We start from the raw sequence: 19033 nt of genomic DNA on the forward strand, positions 1-19033 counted from the left end.
TCCCTTTACATCAATTAGTTTACATGGAGTACAAAAGAGTGTCAAGTTTTTTTCTTAACATCACATATTTTTATAGAAAAAGAAGCGGAAAATACCGCTTCTTTCACTTACACTTCTTCTGTTTCTACTAAGTTCGCAAATAAACCATACACATATTGTTCTGGATCAAACTGCTGTAAGTCATCCATTTGCTCTCCTAATCCAACGAATTTCACCGGTACATCCATTTCGTTACGAATCGCTAATACAATACCACCTTTAGCAGTTCCATCTAACTTTGTTAAAACAATACCAGTAACATTCGTTGCTTCACGGAATGTTTTCGCTTGACTTAAACCGTTTTGTCCTGTTGTTGCATCAATAACAAGTAATACTTCGTGAGGAGCCCCCGGTACTTCACGCTCAATTACACGCTTCACTTTCTCTAACTCTTTCATTAAGTTTACTTTGTTTTGTAAGCGTCCTGCTGTGTCACATAGTAACACATCTACTTTACGTGCTTTCGCGGCTTGTACAGCGTCATACATAACCGCCGCTGGATCAGATCCTGACCCTTGTTTAATCACTTCTACACCAACGCGATCGCCCCATACTTCTAATTGTTCAATCGCTCCCGCGCGGAATGTATCTCCTGCCGCCAATAGGACAGACTTACCTTCTGATTTGAATTTATGTGCTAGTTTACCAATCGTCGTCGTTTTTCCTACGCCGTTAACACCGACAAATAAAACAACTGTTAATTGATCCTCTTGCATATTAATTTCGTTACTAAACTCACTGTCACCTTTGTAAATTCCTACTAACTTTTCTGAAATAACAGCTTGTACTTCTTTTGGATCTTGGATGTTACGACGTTGCACTTCTTCTTTCAATTGATCAATTAATTCCATTACCGTCGAAACTCCGACATCTGCACCAATTAAAATTTCTTCTAATTCCTCAAAGAAATCTTCATCTACTTTACGATAACGATAAACTAAATCATTTACTTTATCTGCAAACGAATTTCTCGTTTTTTCTAATCCATTTTTAAATTTCTCTGTTACCGTATCTGTTTGTTTTGAAATTTTTTCTTTTAATTTTTTAAAAAAGCTCATACTGTCCCATCCTTCCTAATTACTTGCAACTAGTTCTTCTCCATCATCTAAACGAACCGAAACAAGTTTAGATACCCCTGACTCTTGCATTGTTACACCGTACAATACGTCAGACTCTTCCATTGTACCTTTTCTATGTGTAATGACAATAAACTGTGTCTCATCACTAAATCTCTTTAAATACTGCGCAAAACGGGCAACATTCGCCTCATCAAGAGCCGCTTCTACCTCATCTAATACACAGAATGGGACTGGGCGCACTTTTAAAATACCAAATAACAGCGCAATTGCTGTTAAAGCACGCTCTCCACCAGAAAGTAAACCTAAGTTTTGCAGTTTCTTCCCTGGCGGTTGCGCTACAATATCAATACCAGTATTTAATAAGTCCTCTGGATTCGTCATGACTAAATCCGCTCTACCGCCTCCAAATAATTCAGAGAATACCGATTGAAACTCCATTCGAATTCCTTCAAACGTAGTAGAAAAGCGTTTTTTCATTTCTTCATCCATTTCAGTAATAAGTTGGTGCAATGTCGTTTTCGCTTCTTCTAGGTCATCTTTTTGCTCTAGTAAGAATGTATGACGCTCTGCTACACGCTCATACTCTTCAATTGCCCCTAAGTTCACGGTGCCTAGCTCTTCGATGGATAATTTAATTAGTTTCACCTTTTTACGTGCATCCTCTGCAGGCATCATCATTGTATACTTCAGTTTTGCTGCTTCAAATGAAATCGTATATGTTTCACGTAAATGTTGTAATCTATTTTCTAACTCTACATCAAGTCGGTTTATTTTTACTTCTTGATTTTTCAGCATCTCAAGAATGTATTTATGTTTACCTGTTGTTTCTTTCAGATTACGTTCTAAATGTTCTACTCTCTCTTGTAACGATACGCGTTGTTCACGACGAGAGCGAATTAACTCTGAAGTTTGATTACGATCATATGCTTTCTTCTCAATCATATTCGTAATCTGTTCTTCACCACTTGAATTAGATGTCATTTCTTGTTTTAAGAATGCTAAATCCTCTTTCGTTTTGACAAGCGTTGCATCCGTTTCTTCTTTTTCCTTCGTCAATCGTTCAACTTTTTCTTTTTGATTAGATAAGCGTTGTTGCTTTTCAGCCGCCAACACTTTTAACTCAGTCATTTCCTTTTGCACTTTTTCTTTCGAAGAATGCTGCTCACTTTTTTGTTTTGTTAAAGCGACAATTTTGCTATCTAATTCCGTAATCTCCGCTTGAAGCGTTGCTAAAATCTTTTCTAGCTCTTCTTTACGTCCCTGTATTTTCACTTGATCTTGTAAGAATCCTTCAATCTCTAAATCGTAAATAGATAAACGATCATTAATACGATGTTCTTCTAATTCTAAGCGACTAATTTCTTCTCTTAATTTCTGTTCATCTACACGCTCTGCTTCTACACTTTGCCTTAGTTCGCGTATTTGCACTTCTTTTTCTTGAATCTCTTGCTTTACTGCTTTAACAAAGTTTTCTAACTTTGTCGTTTTTTCTTCCATATCAGTTAACTTGTTCGTCCACTCTTCTAGCTCACGTTGACGTCCTAATAAAGAAGATTTCGCCTGTTTTACCGCTCCACCAGTCATAGAACCGCCAGGGTTCACTACATCACCTTCGATTGTTACAATGCGATATCGGTATTGCAGTTGTTTCGCCAACTCATTCGCCCCACGTAAATCTTTCGCAACAATAACAGTACCTAATAAATTTGAAACTACATTTTCATATTTATTGTTATATTGCACAAGTTCTGCCGCCACACCTACAAACGATGGGTGTTGATTTACAATACGTAATTGTTCAAATGATAACGATCTACTTTTAATAACAGCTTGCGGTAAAAATGTTGCTCGTCCATGTTTATTTTGTTTTAAAAACGTAATTGCATTACGAGCATGTTCTTCTTTTTGTACGACAATATGCTGCATCGCTGCACCTAGAGCAATTTCCATTGCAATTTCATATTCTTTCGGTACCGTTAGCAGTTCTGCAACAGCACCCTCGATACCTTGCAACCTATCTTCTCTAGCTTTTAATACTTCACGTACCCCTTGATAGAAACCAGAGTAATCCTCTTGCATCTCTTCTAGCATTTCTTTTCGAGAACGTGCCTGTTGTACAAATTGATACGCTTGATACAGTTTTGTTTCATTTTCACTATACTGCGTCTTGCATTTCCCAAGTGCAGCTTCTGTCTTGTGTATATTCGAAAGGATACCAGCTACTTTTTCTTTCACTTGTTCATAACTTTCCACAAGTTTCGTCTTTTTCGCTGTAATTTCCATGCGTATTTCTACATATTTCGCATTTTCTTCATCGAGGCGTTCATTTTTTGAGTTTTGTTGTTTAGATTGTTCTTCAATCATAGATAACTCATTACGATGACTAGCTTGTTGATTTAAAAGTTCAATATAGTCACCTTTTAAATTCTCAATTTGTTCCTCTAAATTGTCAGCAAAAGTTGCAAGCAGTAGCTCATTATCATGCAATTTTGTCTCCAACTCTTTTACTTGATTTACAAATTGCATCAACACTTCTGTACTGGATTCAATTTCACCATCATAACTTGTAGCTTTCTCTGTTAATTCAACAATTAACTGTTCGAGTTGTGCACAGTGCGTCGTTGCATTTTGTTTTCTCTCTTTTAATAACTCACGCTGTCCTTCTAACTTTTCTAGCTCTTTACTAGAAAGAAGCAGTACTTCTTGTAAGGAATCTACAGACTCATCTACTGCTTGTAATTGTCCTCGTAATTCCTCAAGCTCTTCTTCACCTTTTTGTAAATGCGTTGACATTTTAGCTTCTTCGTTTTTATTATGCCCAAACTGATTTCGAAGCGCTTCCCATTTCTCATGTAATTCTTCAATTTCATGTACAATAAGCGCCGCTTCTACTTTCTCTAATTCTTCTTTTTTCTCGAGATAATCTTTCGCAATAGAAGCTTGTCTTTCTAAAGGTTCTACTTGACTACTTAATTCGTGAATGATATCTTGTACACGATTTAAGTTTTCTTGTGTGTCTGCTAATTTCACTTCAGCTTTCTTTTTACGAAGTTTGTATTTCAGCACTCCCGCAGCTTCTTCAAATACACCACGACGTTCTTCTGATTTACTACTTAAAATTTCTTCAACTTTCCCCTGGCTAATAATCGAAAAAGCTTCTCTACCCATACCAGAGTCCATAAATAAATCGATAATATCTTTCAATCTACATGATTGTTTATTAATATAAAAATCACTATCACCTGAACGAGATACACGACGCGTTACACATACCTCATTATATTCAATCGGTAAACGTTGATCTTCATTATTTAAAGTTATTGTTACTTCAGCAACATTAACTGCTCTTCTCGTATCACTGCCTGCAAAAATAATATCCTCCATCTTTGCACCACGTAATGATTTTGCAGATTGTTCACCAAGTACCCAGCGAATCGCATCAGTAATATTACTTTTCCCACTTCCATTAGGTCCTACTACAGAAGTTACACCTGGGACAAAATCAACAGATACACGCTCAGCAAAAGACTTAAACCCTGCTATTTCTAATCTTTTTAAAAACACGAAAGGCCTTCCTCCTATTCTCCGTTGTTATAACTGTTGTCTATACAAAAACAAGCTATTATACGGATTTCCCTTCCCTTTATTCACAAACAAAAAGAAAGTTTCATTCTATGCATAAGGAATCCCCCTCATTCAAAGGGGGATTCCTTATAGTTGTTCTTTTAATTTTTTCAATGCTTCTGCAGCAGCTTGTTGCTCTGCTTCTTTTTTCGACTTGCCACTACCAAGACCTAAAGCCACGTTATTTAACGTAACACGTGACACAAATTCTCGATTGTGGGCCGGTCCTTTTTCCTGCAAAATTTGATACTCAATATTGCCACTACCATCACGCTGAATCAACTCTTGTAATTGACTCTTATAATCCATCACATGAGAAAAAGCACCTTCATTAATTTTAGGGTATACAATTTCTTTTAAGAATCCCCATACTGTTTCTAACCCTTGATCAAGATAAAGGGCACCAATAAACGCTTCAAAGACATCCGCTAATAAAGCTGGTCGTTCACGTCCACCTGTCATTTCCTCACCTTTTCCTAATAAAACAAGGCTACCAAATGACAACTCGTTTGCAAAACGAACAAGAGATGGTTCACATACAATAGCTGCACGTAGTTTCGTTAACTCTCCTTCGCTCATTGTCGGATATTTTTGAAACAGATACTGTGACACAGTAAGTTCCAATACTGCATCTCCAAGGAATTCGAGACGCTCATTGTCTTCATGCGGTTTTTTTCGATGCTCATTCACATACGATGAATGCGTAAATGCTTGAATCAATAATTTTTCATCTGAAAACGTAATACCTATCTCTTCTTGAAATACTTTAAACGCTTCACGATATTTTGTTTCGTATTTTTTTTCTCTATGTTTTCGGTACGGCATAGGTCCCTCCAGATATAAGCCGAGAAGCCCCGCTAAAAAACGGGACTTCACTTAAGCATTATAGATGACTCTCTATGTAAGTCACAGCATCGCCAACAGTAGCAATCTTTTCAGCATCTTCATCAGAAATTTCCATTTCGAATTCATCTTCCAATTGCATTACAAGTTCTACTACATCTAGGGAGTCTGCGCCTAAATCTTCTTTAAAGCTCGCAGCTGGTACTACTTCAGTTTCTTCTACACCTAAACGATCAACGATGATTTTTGTTACACGCTCTAAAACATCTGCCATTCCATTCACCTCCCCTCAAATATTATATTAAATATTGGACAAAAAAACTAGTTGAAATCGATTCTTTTATTACATTACCATTCCGCCATCAACATTTAACGTTTGCCCTGTAATATATTTGCTTTGATCAGAAGCAAAAAACGTTACAGTATTTGCGATATCTTGCGCTTCACCAAACTGAGCTGCAGGAATTAACTTTAACATTTCGGCCTTTATATTTTCATCTAATACATCCGTCATATCAGTCGCAATAAAACCTGGAGCAATTGCATTTACAGTAATATTACGGCTCGCTAATTCTTTTGCTGATGTTTTTGTTAATCCAATTACACCCGCTTTAGCAGCAACATAGTTTGCTTGTCCTGGATTACCTGTTACTCCAACAACAGAAGCGATATTAATAATACGGCCATGACGCTGGCGCATCATATATCGAGATACTGCCTTCGTACATAAGAATACACCTTTTAGGTTTGTATTAATAACTGTATCCCATTCTTCTTCTTTCATACGCATTAATAAATTATCTTTCGTTACACCTGCATTATTTACAAGAATATCAACTTGTCCAAATGTATCTACAGTTTGTTTCACCATATTCGTAACGTCTTCAGCATTTGCAACATCTGCTCTTACTGCAATTGCATCCGAACCTAATTTCTTTATTTCATCAACTACTTCATTTGCCTTTTGCTCATTACCAGCATAATTTACTACAACATTTGCCCCTTGTTTCGCTAAATCAATCGCAATCGCACGACCAATTCCACGTGAAGCGCCAGTTACTAATGCTACTTTCCCTTTTAACATCAGTTTTCTCCTCTCAAATTTGAAATGGTATCTTTTAATGTCTCTTCATCATATATCGCATATGCTTTCACTGATGAATCAATTGACTTCATAAGTCCAGCAAGTACTTTCCCAGGTCCAATCTCAATAAATGTATCTACCCCTTGACGCACCATATTTTCAATGGACGGGTACCATAAGACAGGCGAATAGAGCTGTTCAATTAGCTTTTCTTGAATATGTGCACCACTTGTAATAACGTCTGCTGTTACATTTGCGATAACAGGAATATTCGTATCTTGAATTGTAATTTCATTTAAGACACTTTGGAACTTCTCCGCTGCTGGCTTCATAAGCGAAGAGTGGAACGGTCCACTTACCTTAAGCGGAATTGCTCTCTTTGCACCATTTTCTTTCGCTCTTTGAGAAGCAATCTCGACTCCTTGCTTTGTTCCAGAAATCACAATTTGCTTCGTACTATTCATATTAGCGATTTGTACTGCATATCCTTCACTCGTTACTTCTTCTGTAACTTGTTTCAGCATATGTGGATCAGCACCTAAAATAGCCGCCATTGCACCTTCTCCGCCAGGAACAGCTTCTTCCATATATTCCCCACGTTTCCTTACAGCATATACAGCGTCTTCAAAAGTTATTGCACCCGCTGCTACAAGAGCGCTATATTCACCTAAACTATGCCCTGCAACAAAGTCTGGTGTAATATCATACTCTTTCAAAGCTGTCAAAATAGCAAAACTCGTTGTTAATAAGGCAGGCTGCGCATTTGTCGTTAACGTAAGCTTTTCCTGTGGCCCTTCAAAAATCACTTCTGAAAGTGAATCTTGCAACACCTCATCTGCTTTTGCAAACACATTTGCAACCTCTTTATTATTCTCCGCTAACTGTTTACCCATTCCAACTGCCTGTGAACCTTGGCCCGGAAAAAGAAATGCTAGTTTTCCCATTTCAAATCCTCCTCTTATTGGAGTGGCTCTTTCTCCATTACGCTTGAAATAGTAGGAATAACTTCTTTCGCTACCATTTCTCTCGTTTGACGAATCGCACTAAATATTGATTGGTCATTGGAAGAACCGTGAGCCTTAATGACAGGAGCTTTCAATCCAAATAATGCTGCTCCTCCATACTCCGAATAATCCATTTTATCTTTTAATACCATAAGTTTTGGCTTTAATACCGCTGCCGCTAATTTGCTCGTAAACGAACTCATTAACTGCTCTTTTAACATAGAAAATAACGCAAGTGCTGTTCCTTCTAATGATTTTAGCGCTACATTCCCTGTAAAACCATCACATACAACAACATCTGCTACACCTTGCAATAAATCTCTTGATTCAACGTTCCCAACGAAATTAATTGGGGCATCCTTAAGCATTGCAAAGACTTGTTTTGAAAGCTCGTTCCCTTTGCCATCCTCTGTTCCAACATTCAAAAGTCCAACGCGAGGATTTTTAATTCCTCTTACTTTCTCAGCGTATACAGATCCCATTACTGCATATTGATATAAATGAATTGGTTTTGCATCAACGTTCGCTCCAACATCTAACATAACAAAACCTTCTCCATCAACAGTTGGCATTGTAGGGGATAAAGCTGGTCGCTCAATTCCTTCCATACGACCTACAACAAACAATCCAGCCGCCATTAAAGCTCCTGTACTACCCGCTGATATACAAGCATCGGCTACGCCGTCTTTCACTTGCTGCGCTGCTAGTACCATTGAAGCTTGTTTTTTTCGACGAACCGCTCTTACTGGTTCATCTGTCGATTCGATTTTTTCATCTGTATGAAGTATAGTAATTCGTTCTTCACTCGTTAAGTATTGACGAATTTCCTCTTCTTTCCCTACTAACGTAATATGTAAATCAGAATATTCCTTAATAGCTTTCATTGCTCCTAATACGACAGCCTTTGGAGCATGATCGCCGCCCATTGCATCTATTGCGATTTTCATAAGTTGTTACCTTCCTCACTATAATTACTAGATCGATACATTTCAAAAGTGCCTGTAAAAACAAGTTCTTCTCCAACAAAGCTACGCACTTTGACAACGGTCCGTCCTTTATCATTCTCTACATCTTCAACGCGCGCTTTTGCAACAACACGCTCTCCTAATTTTACAGGACGAATGTATCGAATGGTAGACTTTGCAGTTAAAGCTAATTCTTCATCAATAACCGCAACAGCTAGTGAGTTTGCTTGTGCAAACAAATGATGCCCACGGGCAATCTGATTTCTTTTAAATACGTGTTCTACCTTCACTTCGAAGATAGAAATCGCATGTCTATCTAATTCTATATCGATAATTTCTCCGACAACCTCTTCTAACGGTAAAGATTTCACATCTTCTTCATGTTGCTTTGTAGCTACATGTTTAATTCTTTCTCTTAATTCAGGAATAGATAATTCCATACGATCAAGACGTACGGTTTGTATACTCACTTGAAATTTTTCCGCTAAATCTTCATCCGTAATAAAAGGATTCGTTTCTATTGTTTGTTGTAATAATTCTTGTCTTTCTTTTTTACTTCTTCTTTTTTTCATACCGCACCATCCATTTTTATGACTAGGTACTAACAGTAGTATATAATCATTAAAAGTAGAATGCAACAAAAACTTTCGTTGCCTCCCTTTAATCGAGCTTCTCTCCTTGGAACACACCTGTCCCGTCAAGATAAGTACGCAGCGAAGCATACTGATCATTATGCCAAAACGCTTCTGACTCTACTAGTAACGCCGCATCTTGTCTAGCTGTTTCTAACGCTCGATAATCATGTACCATATCAGCAACCTTGAATTCTGGTAAACCACTTTGCTTACTTCCAAAGAAATCTCCAGGACCTCTTAACTCTAAATCTTTTTCTGACAATACAAATCCATCATTCGTTTCGGTCATAATACGCATTCGCTCTTTTCCCGTTTCCGATTTTGGATCCGCGATTAATAAACAATATGATTGTTCACTACCACGCCCAACACGTCCCCTGAGCTGATGGAGCTGCGATAAACCGAAACGCTCCGCATCATATATAACCATTACAGTCGCATTCGGTACGTTCACACCTACTTCAACAACTGTTGTCGACACAAGAATTTGCACTTTATTTTCACTAAATTGTCCCATTATCTCTTCTTTTTCTTGAGATGAGAGTCTGCCATGCATTAATCCGACTTGACATTTCCCTTGATAATGATGAGTCAGCATACTATGTAAGTCGATCGCATTTTGTACATCAAGTTTCTCAGATTCTTCAATAAGGGGACAAATAACATATGCTTGTCTTCCTTTTTTTATCTCCTTCTCTACAAAACCGAGAACTCGATCTAACATATCATGTTTTGCCCAGTATGTTTCAATTACCTTTCTACCAGCTGGCATCTCATCGATTATAGAAACATCCATCTCTCCAAATGCAGTAATTGCTAACGTACGCGGAATTGGCGTCGCCGTCATAAATAAAACATCCGGACTTTCACCTTTCTCCCTTAAAACCCGTCGCTGCGCTACACCAAATCGATGTTGTTCATCAGTAATAACGAGACCTAACCTATGAAAGATAACTTCATCTTGAATTAAAGCATGTGTTCCAACAAGGATATCTATTTCTCCTTGTTCTAATTTTGCCAAAATCTCTCGACGCCTTACACCTTTAACAGAACTGGTTAACAATTCAACCTTCATACCAAAGTGCGAGAACGTCTCTGCGAGCGATTGATAATGTTGCTCTGCTAAAATTTCTGTAGGAACCATTAAAGCACCTTGATAATGTGCTAACTTCGCTGCATAAAGGCCAATCGCTGCAACGACTGTTTTCCCAGAACCTACATCACCTTGCAACAGACGATTCATCCGATAAGGAGATGTCATATCTTTCATAATTTCATCTACTACCCGACGCTGTGCACCAGTTAAAGGAAACGGAAGAGCATCGACAAACTCTTGCAATTCTGCTGAAGGAATTTCTTTTTTCGTCCCTTTCGAATTTTCCCTCTCCATTTTCCGTAATGTTTGCATTTTTAGCTGAAATAAGAAAAACTCCTCATATACAAAACGGCGACGTGCTTGCTTTAAATCTTCCTGTCCTGCTGGAAAATGCAATGCCCGAAGCGCTTCATAACGCGGCAATAATTTATATCGACTTAGCAATCCATCAGGTAACACTTCAACTATAGATTCCCCATACTCCTTGAAAGCTTGGGCAATAAAACGACGCATTTGTTTTACTGTAAGTTTCCCTTTCACTGAGTATACAGGCTCTACTTCTTGTTGACGTACAACTGGTCCAAAATGAAGCTCTGATACCGCAATCGTTTGACGGTGCTGATCCCATTTACCAGTAATCGTTACCGTTTCATCTAAATTTAACTTCTGCTTATAGTACGGCCTATTAAAACATACAGCTGTAATTAAATAACGACCGACGAGGACACGAACCGTAAGACGCGACTTCTTTTTCCCATAATATTGCAGTAAAGGAGCACTATGAACTTTTCCCTCAACTGTTACCCGTTCATCATGCTTTACTTCAGCAAGATCTTTCATCGCATAATCTTCATAACGGTACGGAAAATGTTCTAATAGATGAGAAACTGTATAAATTCCCATCTCGTGTAGTAATTCAGATGTTTCTCCTCCGATTCCCTTTACATCCGTAACAGGAACTTGTACAACTTCATTCAAGATTCTCACGCTCCGTCACATTATTTTCTTTGATTCATTCTGTTCATACTATTGACATCTGTAATCGCTCTCTTTCACCCTATATATTCTATCATAGGCATTCTAAGAGAAACTACTCAAATCCCTCGTAAGCAACACGAAAGAAAAGAGCCTCACTATTAGCAGCAAGGCTCTTTTTTATCTTCAATATGCTAGCCTTTTGAATAAAAACTAGTAATGAACTTCATATTACTACTTCTTATCCATTAGCAAGTAAGTAATCCATTTATTTTCAAAACGAATTTTTTCTTATTCTACAGAGAAGATGAACGAATACACCGGTTGGTTTCCAACATGTACTTCTACTTCTGCATCTTCAAAGTTCTCTTCTACAAATTCAACTAACTCAGCTACTTCTTCGTCAGTTGCATCTTCACCTTGTAGAATCGTTACAATTTCAGAATCTTCATCAATAAGTGCTTCTAGTAATTGCTTTGCAGCTCCTACTTTTGCAGCATTTGTTGATACGATTTTTCCATCTGCAATACACATGAAATCATCTTTTTGAATTGGTACACCATCAATTTCCGTATCACGTACAGCATACGTAATTTGACCGGTTTTCACATGAGATAAAGCTTCTTTCATGTTTTCTTCATTCTCTTCTAACGTTCCAACTGGATTAAATGCTAACATTGCAGCCATACCTTGAGGAACTGTTTTCGAACGAACTACAATCACTTCTTGATCAACAACTGACGCTGCTTGTTCTGCTGCCATCACGATATTTCCGTTGTTCGGTAAAATAATGATTTTTTCAGCGTTCGCTTCTTCAATCGCCTTCACAATATCCTCCGTACTTGGATTCATCGTTTGGCCACCTTCGATCACTTTCGTCGCGCCAATGCTCTCAAATAAAGTTTTGATACCAGATCCCATAGCTACAGTTACGATACCGTACGGTTGTTTCTCTTTAGACTGGCTAGTCGGCTCAGGCATCATAGTAGGCTCATCTAATAAAGCAGTATGCTGTTCACGCATATTTTCTACTTTAATCTTAATTAAACTACCATAACGTTGTCCATAATTCATAGGATCTCCAGGATGTTCCGCATGAATATGAACCTTAACAACCTCATCATCTGATACAACAAGTAGTGAATCTCCGTACACGCTAATATCTTCACGGAATTTTTGTTCAGAGAAATTATGTTCTTTCATTTTTTCAGGCTCTAATTTCACCATGAATTCCGTACAATATCCATACTTAATATCTTCTGTACTCAATTGGCTTTGTACACTACGGTGATGTTCTGCGCGTACCATGTCATTCATAGATGGTTGGGCAGACACATTAGAAGAAATCGTTTCTCCTTTTAAGTCAGCTAAAAATCCTTCGTATACAACAACAAGACCTTTACCACCGCTATCTACAACGCCAACTTGTTTTAATACAGGTAATAAATCTGGCGTACGATTTAACGATGCATTCGCTTCTTTCACAACGTCTTCCATAAACAAAACAAAGTCGCGCTGTTTTTTCGCAACTGTCACTGCATATTTACCCGTTTCTCTTGCAACCGTTAAAATCGTTCCTTCAATCGGTTTCATAACCGCTTTGTAAGCCGCTTCTACCCCAGCATCTAAAGCTGCAGCAAAATCAACTGTTGTTAATTCTTCTTTTTGTTCAATGGATTTAGAGAAACCACGGAATAACTGAGATAAAATAACACCAGAGTTACCACGAGCTCCCATTAATAATCCTTTGGCTAAACTTACGCCGACTTTACCAGCATGCTGTGAAGGATTCGCTTTCACTTCACGTGCGCCTGAAGTCATTGATAAGTTCATGTTTGTACCGGTATCGCCATCTGGAACTGGAAATACGTTTAATGCATCAACAAGCTGAACATTATTTGTTAAATTATTCGCTCCTTGCATGATCATTTGTGATAAACGTTTCCCATCAATTTTTTGAATTGACACAGATTTTCCTCCTTAATGCACATTACAAGTTTATTACTTTAACTCCTTGTACGTAGATGTTTACAGAATCTACTGCTAGTCCTACAGTTTGATCTAATGTATATTTCACTTTCGTCTGCACGTTATGTGCTACTTCTGAAATTTTCGTACCATAGCTCACAATAATATACATATCAATATGTACTTCATCTTCATCTTTACGAACAATAACACCTCTAGTGAAGTTTTCTTTTCGTAAAATGTCTGTTAAACCATCTTTTAACTGATTTTTTGATGCCATACCTACGATACCGTAGCAATCTACTGCGGCACCTCCAGCAATTGTTGCAATTACATCTGTACTAATATCAATTTGACCATACTTTGTTTTAATTTCAATTGACATCTCGTTTCCCCCTTCATAAATGGTGAAAGTGAGCTAGACTACTTTAGTTACTATCATATAATCTTTTTAAAGAAAATTCCATCGTTCTTTCTTTTCACTCTCATATTTTATGTTTTAAATCACATTTTTTATGATGAGCAAAATAGTCCATTGTTATTATACAACATGTACCACTATAATATGTCAAGCAATTTTTCTTGATTTCGACTTTTCATCATCGACATATGGTGTCAAGTAATTTTTCTTGATTTCTTTTTTCTACGGTGTTGCATTCTCTTTTTAGTTGTGTTAAATTATAGTAGTGTTTTTAGCATCGCAAAAAAGACTAACATTGAAAAATTACGTATGGTAAGGTATCAAGGGAGGGAAATATAAATGGCTCGTGTTTGTGCTATCACTGGAAGAAAAGCTCGTTCTGGTAATTCTCGTTCTCACGCAATGAACGCTACAAAACGTAAATGGGGCGCTAACCTTCAAAAAGTTCGCGTACGCATCGACGGAAAAGTTCAACGTGTTTACGTTTCTGCTAGAGCATTAAAATCTGGCAAAATCGAACGTGTTTAATAATAAAAAAAAGAGCCGATAGGCTCTTTTTTTACTATGACAATGGAAAAAGCACCGGTAATAGGTGCTTTTTTTAATCTTTTTTGAAGGTATTTAACATGGCACGAACAATTCCACCAAGAAATTTAGGTAACTTAATTGTATAAAATCTCATGGTTTCCCTCCTAATCCCCATTACTCCACTTGTTCACTATATGATGTAAGGAGCAAAATTGTTTCTTTAATCAGTGCTTCTTATCACCATTAATATGCCAGAAGTAAATGAAAAAGTACCTTTTTCCTCAAGGAGTTCATTACTAATACAAAGTGTTGATCCCCATTCTATTGTTTTATTAGTTAGAGGATACTTAAAACCAAGTAATGTAATACCTTCTACTATTTCAGTAACCGGCACAAAAGATACATAAGGGAAATTTTTATTTTCTTCAATTATATGTGTACCCACTTTTTTCACGCTTATTTCATTTTTATTGTCTACAATACACATTTCTATCCCTACTTCTAACCCTCTTAAAAGCATCTGTATATTTGCTAAACCGTGATCCAGCCTTCCACCGGTGGCACCAAAAATACGAATCAATGTCGGATTTTGTTCCAACGCCCAGTTAATCGCAATTTCTAAATCTGTTTGATCTTTTTCACGAGGAACAATATGTAAGTCATTTGTTTGCTGGCCCATCCATACTAATTCCTCTTCAGTAACTGAATCGTAATCTCCAAACGCAACAGCTGGAGTAATTCCTCCTTTTAATAAACGATATACTCCTCTATCAACTGCCGCCCACACTACTTTCTCATTTTCATATCGAGAAAAATCTGCACAATATTCCGCAGGTCCACCCGCTAAAATATGAATAATCATATTTCCTTCCCCTTCTATTGTAAAAAGGCAATCTGCCATTCGGTAGATTGCCTTTTTACATATTTTTTCTCTATCCTTTATAAATAGTGAAAACTTACTACACTAGAAGTTTCACTGGGATAAAGACTCGTTCATTCATTATCCACGAATGACACGAATTGCTTCACCGCGGTCTTTTTGATTGTATACTGCTGATCCAGCTACAAGTACATTTGCTCCTGCTTCAACACAAAGTCTTGCTGTTTCAGCATTCACACCACCATCAACTTCAATTTCTACTTCTAGATTGCGCTCTTTAACCATTTCTGCCACTTGTTTAATTTTCGGTAATACAGAATGAATAAACTTCTGTCCACCAAATCCTGGATTTACTGTCATAAGTAATACCATATCTATATCTTCTAATACATGCTCAATCGTTGAAACTGGCGTATGCGGATTTAATACAACTCCCGCTTTAATGCCATGAGATTTAATTAACTGAATTGTACGATGCAGATGAGGGCAAGCTTCTACATGAACAGTAATAATATCCGCTCCCGCTTTTGCGAAAGTCGGGATATAGTTATCAGGATTTTCAATCATTAAATGTACATCTAATGGTAACGATGTAATCGGACGGATAGCTTCTACAATTAATGGTCCAATCGTAATATTTGGTACGAAATGTCCATCCATTACATCGATGTGAATGTAATCCGCTCCGCCTTTTTCTACATCTTTAATCTCTTCCCCTAATTTTGAAAAATCTGCTGATAAGATCGATGGTGCAATTTTAATCATAACTAATACCTCGGCTTTCTCTCTCTAATTTCTTCTACGAATTGTTTGTAATTTTTATAACGATATTCTGTAATTTTTCCTTCTTCAACCGCTGTCTTCACAGCACATTTCGGTTCAGAAAGATGTGTACACCCTCTAAATTTACAGTATTGGCTCGCTTCTTTCAACTCCGGAAAACAATATGTAAGATCTTCTACCTCTATATCTATGAAATCAAGTGAACTAAAACCAGGTGTATCTGCAACTAGTCCGCTTCCAACCGCAATTAATTCCACGTGTCTTGTCGTATGTTTCCCGCGTCCTAAATGCGAGGAAATATCATTCGTTTTCAGTTCTAACTCTGGACGTAAAACGTTAAGCATAGAAGATTTTCCAACACCAGATTGCCCTGCAACGACAGAAATACAACCTTCTAAGAATGGTTTTAAAATATCAATACTTTCCGATGTATTTATAGAAGTAAATAATACATCATATCCCATCTCACGATAGTCATTTGCATAAGATTCAACAGTCTCTCTCATTTTTTCATCCACTAAATCCATCTTACTAATGCAAATAATCGGCTTAATGTTATGATATTCAATCAGCACTAAAAATCGATCTAATAGTCCCGGATTAAAATCTGGTTCTACTGCAGAGAAAACGAGAATTGCTTGATCAACATTAGCGATAGGAGGCCTAACAAGTTCATTTTTCCGATCAAATACTTCAAGCACATATCCTTCAGTTGGATTATCTGCTTGAAAAACAACTTGGTCTCCTACCAGTGGTGTAATTTTATTTTTTCTGAACACACCACGCCCGCGACATTGTGTAATCCCTTCTTCATGCTGCACATAATAAAATCCACTTAGAGCTTTTACAATTTTTCCTTCTGGCATATAATTCTCCTTTATTTTGTATAAAGTGAAGCTGTCATTAATATTGAATGGCTTAAAATTCTTTAAATACTTATTTCAAAACCCGTCATATACAAGTTAATATATTTAATCTACCATCAAATTTAAAATATTATTTATAACAGTATCACTTTTATAACTTTTTGAATCATATATTTTTGCCTGTTATACAGTCCACTATATGTAGACAGCATAACAGGCAAGAGTAATACATTCCATCCCCTCTAGAAAGAAAATGGAAGTCATTATTATTGAGTTGGGTATGGTACTTCTTTGTCGATAATCGTTACACCATCTCGTACAATTTTATAGTGTCCTTTTGTACCTTCTTGAATTACAAATTCTAAAGAAATAGTTGCCGACTCTGAAATTGTTCTAGTTTCAATTGGTCTATCCATTTTTTGTTGCATATCTTCTTTATAAATTTCTATTGTTTGCGGTTTTTTCTCACCAATTATAGAAGACTCATACGGAATAGAAATATTATCCACTTTCACTGTTTTCGTTACTTTCGGCTTAGGCCCCTCTGAGATGATAATCGTCACTTTATCTCCTTCTTTTAACGGCGTTCCTGGTTTTGGAGATTGCGAAATTACAAGTCCTTTATCAACAGTATCGGAATACTCCCGTTTTATATCTGGAGTTAGTTTTCTCTCATTCAAATAACCATTTACGCTATTTTCAGTCCATCCTGAAAAATCACCTGGTCTAATTTGATAAGGACCTTTACTTACCCAAATTTTCAGTTCTTGTTCCGCCTCTACTACCATTTGATCAGGCGTCGGAATTTGCTCTACGATTTCACCTTTTGGCCTATCATTTTCAATATAATTTATTGTAACTTGTTTATATTTTTCTTCTAATTCATTCCTTATACTCTCAAAATCTTTTCCTGTGAGATCACTCATCTTACTTTTCTTTTTTCCGCCTGATTGATAGATAGTAATTTTAGAGTTTTCTTTCACGACTCTACCTGCCACAGGATCTGTTTTTATCACATCACCGGATTCAACATCATCTGTATATACAATGTTAGGTTCCGTAACCTCAAAACCCTTTTCAACTAATTTATTTACTGCTGTCGTATACTTCATACCAGCCACATCAGGGACTTTTACATCTTTTGGAATAAAGAATCCCGGAATAACAGTAAGCGCTAACGTTATTCCAATTGCTAAAAGTAAAAATGTCGTAATTAAAACTTTGATCCATTTATTACTTCGTTTTTTCTTCTTATTTAATTCCGTTTCTTCTTTTCTTTTCTGTTCATCCACTTTACTTCCTTTTAAAACAATTGTTTCATCAGTTACATTTTCAAATAATTGTTCTTGTTGAATAATAGGAATCGCTTTTGTCGCTTCCATATCTTCCGGTATGTAAAATGGCTGCTCATTTATCCTCTCTGGATATAGCGCAGTTTCAATATCTCGTTTCATCGCATTGGCAGATTGATATCGGTGAAACGGATCTTTCGCAGTTGCCTTTAATATAATATTTTCGACACTTTGCGGAATATTTTCATTCCATCTCTTTGGAGACGGAATTTCACTTTGTAAATGTTTTAAAGCTATAGCAACAGCAGATTCGCCAGAAAACGGTTGTCTTCCTGTTAACAACTCAAACATAACGATCCCTAGGGAATAAATATCTGATTGTTTATTTGCTATCCCGCCGCGTGCTTGTTCTGGTGATAAGTAATGCACCGAACCGAGTACCGAATTTGTATGTGTAATTGTTGTTGCACTTGTAGCTGTCGCAATTCCAAAATCTGTTACTTTTATTACTCCATCAGCTCGAATTAAAATATTGTGCGGTTTAATATCACGGTGCACAATTTCAAAATGATGGGCGTGTGCCATGGCGGATGTTAACTGCTCCATAATATCAAGAGCTTCTCCTATAGGTAACATCCCTCGCTCAATTATGTATTGCTTCAATGTTTGTCCTGGTACATACTCCATTACAAGATAATATATACCATCTTCTTCTCCGACATCATACATATTCACAATATTTGGATGCGACAACGTTGTAACAGACTGCGCTTCTCGATGGAAACGTTTAATAAACTCTTCGTTATTTGAATAGTCGAGTCTTAATATTTTTACCGCTACATCTCGGCCAAGTATATCATCATGAGCTAAATACACATTGGCCATTCCACCACCACCAATCATTTTTAGCAGCTTATAACGGTCATTTAAGCGTTTTCCAATCAGCACGTT

Annotated in this window: 17 protein-coding genes; 1 reads left to right on the forward strand and 16 read right to left on the reverse strand. The window is 37.0% G+C overall.

From position 1 onward, the window contains the following. Positions 1–107: 107 nt before the first annotated feature. From ftsY to J0835_RS18850, 11 genes are all read right to left on the reverse strand, one after another. The gene (ftsY, locus tag J0835_RS18800; RefSeq protein WP_087981662.1) at positions 108–1097 is read right to left on the reverse strand and encodes a signal recognition particle-docking protein FtsY; all 990 of its coding nucleotides are present in this window, start codon (positions 1095–1097) and stop codon (positions 108–110) included. A 15-nt stretch (positions 1098–1112) separates the two neighbouring features. Beyond that, positions 1113–4682: a chromosome segregation protein SMC gene (gene smc, locus J0835_RS18805; protein ID WP_087981663.1), complete on the reverse strand. Its 3570-nt coding sequence runs from the start codon at positions 4680–4682 to the stop codon at positions 1113–1115. 147 nt (positions 4683–4829) lie between these two features. Then, complete coding sequence (rncS, locus tag J0835_RS18810; RefSeq protein WP_001146867.1) at positions 4830–5567, reverse strand: ribonuclease III; 738 nt, start codon at positions 5565–5567, stop codon at positions 4830–4832. Between the two features lie 58 nt (positions 5568–5625). Continuing rightward, the gene (gene acpP / locus J0835_RS18815) at positions 5626–5859 is read right to left on the reverse strand and encodes an acyl carrier protein (RefSeq protein ID WP_000786062.1); all 234 of its coding nucleotides are present in this window, start codon (positions 5857–5859) and stop codon (positions 5626–5628) included. A gap of 69 nt (positions 5860–5928) precedes the next feature. After that, positions 5929–6669, reverse strand: coding sequence for a 3-oxoacyl-[acyl-carrier-protein] reductase (gene fabG / locus J0835_RS18820; RefSeq protein WP_000911778.1), 741 nt, complete (start codon positions 6667–6669; stop codon positions 5929–5931). Continuing rightward, positions 6669–7613 carry an ACP S-malonyltransferase gene (fabD, locus tag J0835_RS18825; RefSeq protein WP_087981664.1) on the reverse strand — a complete coding sequence of 315 codons (945 nt, stop codon included), beginning with the start codon at positions 7611–7613 and terminating at the stop codon, positions 6669–6671. The genes fabG and fabD overlap by 1 nt, the downstream gene beginning before the upstream one ends. Positions 7614–7627: 14 nt before the next feature. After that, complete coding sequence (gene plsX, locus J0835_RS18830; RefSeq protein ID WP_000684108.1) at positions 7628–8620, reverse strand: phosphate acyltransferase PlsX; 993 nt, start codon at positions 8618–8620, stop codon at positions 7628–7630. Continuing rightward, positions 8617–9210: a transcription factor FapR gene (gene fapR / locus J0835_RS18835; RefSeq protein WP_000747352.1), complete on the reverse strand. Its 594-nt coding sequence runs from the start codon at positions 9208–9210 to the stop codon at positions 8617–8619. Before fapR ends, plsX begins: the two co-directional genes overlap by 4 nt. Positions 9211–9298: 88 nt before the next feature. Beyond that, positions 9299–11347 carry an ATP-dependent DNA helicase RecG gene (gene recG, locus J0835_RS18840; protein ID WP_087981665.1) on the reverse strand — a complete coding sequence of 683 codons (2049 nt, stop codon included), beginning with the start codon at positions 11345–11347 and terminating at the stop codon, positions 9299–9301. 288 nt (positions 11348–11635) lie between these two features. Next, on the reverse strand, positions 11636–13312 hold the full coding sequence (locus tag J0835_RS18845) for a DAK2 domain-containing protein (RefSeq protein WP_087981666.1): 1677 nt from the start codon (positions 13310–13312) through the stop codon (positions 11636–11638). Between the two features lie 22 nt (positions 13313–13334). Then, positions 13335–13697: an Asp23/Gls24 family envelope stress response protein gene (locus J0835_RS18850; RefSeq protein WP_000021109.1), complete on the reverse strand. Its 363-nt coding sequence runs from the start codon at positions 13695–13697 to the stop codon at positions 13335–13337. A gap of 375 nt (positions 13698–14072) precedes the next feature. On the opposite strand from J0835_RS18850, the gene rpmB reads away from it, so the two are divergent. After that, positions 14073–14261: a 50S ribosomal protein L28 gene (gene rpmB, locus J0835_RS18855; protein ID WP_000124776.1), complete on the forward strand. Its 189-nt coding sequence runs from the start codon at positions 14073–14075 to the stop codon at positions 14259–14261. A 73-nt stretch (positions 14262–14334) separates the two neighbouring features. On the opposite strand, the gene spoVM is transcribed toward rpmB, so the two are convergent. From spoVM to prkC, 5 genes are all read right to left on the reverse strand, one after another. Further along, on the reverse strand, positions 14335–14415 hold the full coding sequence (gene spoVM, locus J0835_RS18860) for a stage V sporulation protein SpoVM (protein WP_001213599.1): 81 nt from the start codon (positions 14413–14415) through the stop codon (positions 14335–14337). Between the two features lie 66 nt (positions 14416–14481). Continuing rightward, positions 14482–15162, reverse strand: coding sequence for a thiamine diphosphokinase (locus J0835_RS18865; protein ID WP_140386877.1), 681 nt, complete (start codon positions 15160–15162; stop codon positions 14482–14484). Positions 15163–15261: 99 nt separating this feature from the next. Continuing rightward, positions 15262–15906, reverse strand: coding sequence for a ribulose-phosphate 3-epimerase (rpe, locus tag J0835_RS18870; RefSeq protein ID WP_087981668.1), 645 nt, complete (start codon positions 15904–15906; stop codon positions 15262–15264). A gap of 2 nt (positions 15907–15908) precedes the next feature. Then, positions 15909–16790: a ribosome small subunit-dependent GTPase A gene (rsgA, locus tag J0835_RS18875; RefSeq protein ID WP_001113945.1), complete on the reverse strand. Its 882-nt coding sequence runs from the start codon at positions 16788–16790 to the stop codon at positions 15909–15911. A gap of 266 nt (positions 16791–17056) precedes the next feature. Next, positions 17057–19030, reverse strand: coding sequence for a serine/threonine protein kinase PrkC (prkC, locus tag J0835_RS18880; RefSeq protein ID WP_087981669.1), 1974 nt, complete (start codon positions 19028–19030; stop codon positions 17057–17059). Positions 19031–19033 lie beyond the last annotated feature (3 nt).

Origin of the sequence: Bacillus cereus group sp. Sample62, assembly GCF_036851315.1 — a bacterium.
GTDB classification, from domain to species: domain Bacteria; phylum Bacillota; class Bacilli; order Bacillales; family Bacillaceae_G; genus Bacillus_A; species Bacillus_A wiedmannii.

What these genes read in the sequence shown, in the direction of transcription:
- ftsY (WP_087981662.1), bottom strand. Translation starts at nt 1,097, where the DNA reads ATGAGCTTTTTTAAAAAATTAAAAGAAAAAATTTCAAAACAAACAGAT.
- rncS (WP_001146867.1), bottom strand. Translation starts at nt 5,567, where the DNA reads ATGCCGTACCGAAAACATAGAGAAAAAAAATACGAAACAAAATATCGT.
- acpP (WP_000786062.1), bottom strand. Translation starts at nt 5,859, where the DNA reads ATGGCAGATGTTTTAGAGCGTGTAACAAAAATCATCGTTGATCGTTTA.
- fabG (WP_000911778.1), bottom strand. Translation starts at nt 6,669, where the DNA reads ATGTTAAAAGGGAAAGTAGCATTAGTAACTGGCGCTTCACGTGGAATT.
- fabD (WP_087981664.1), bottom strand. Translation starts at nt 7,613, where the DNA reads ATGGGAAAACTAGCATTTCTTTTTCCGGGCCAAGGTTCACAGGCAGTT.
- plsX (WP_000684108.1), bottom strand. Translation starts at nt 8,620, where the DNA reads ATGAAAATCGCAATAGATGCAATGGGCGGCGATCATGCTCCAAAGGCT.
- fapR (WP_000747352.1), bottom strand. Translation starts at nt 9,210, where the DNA reads ATGAAAAAAAGAAGAAGTAAAAAAGAAAGACAAGAATTATTACAACAA.
- J0835_RS18850 (WP_000021109.1), bottom strand. Translation starts at nt 13,697, where the DNA reads ATGTCAATTGAAATTAAAACAAAGTATGGTCAAATTGATATTAGTACA.
- rpmB (WP_000124776.1), top strand. Translation starts at nt 14,073, where the DNA reads ATGGCTCGTGTTTGTGCTATCACTGGAAGAAAAGCTCGTTCTGGTAAT.
- spoVM (WP_001213599.1), bottom strand. Translation starts at nt 14,415, where the DNA reads ATGAGATTTTATACAATTAAGTTACCTAAATTTCTTGGTGGAATTGTT.
- J0835_RS18865 (WP_140386877.1), bottom strand. Translation starts at nt 15,162, where the DNA reads ATGGCAGATTGCCTTTTTACAATAGAAGGGGAAGGAAATATGATTATT.
- rpe (WP_087981668.1), bottom strand. Translation starts at nt 15,906, where the DNA reads ATGATTAAAATTGCACCATCGATCTTATCAGCAGATTTTTCAAAATTA.
- rsgA (WP_001113945.1), bottom strand. Translation starts at nt 16,790, where the DNA reads ATGCCAGAAGGAAAAATTGTAAAAGCTCTAAGTGGATTTTATTATGTG.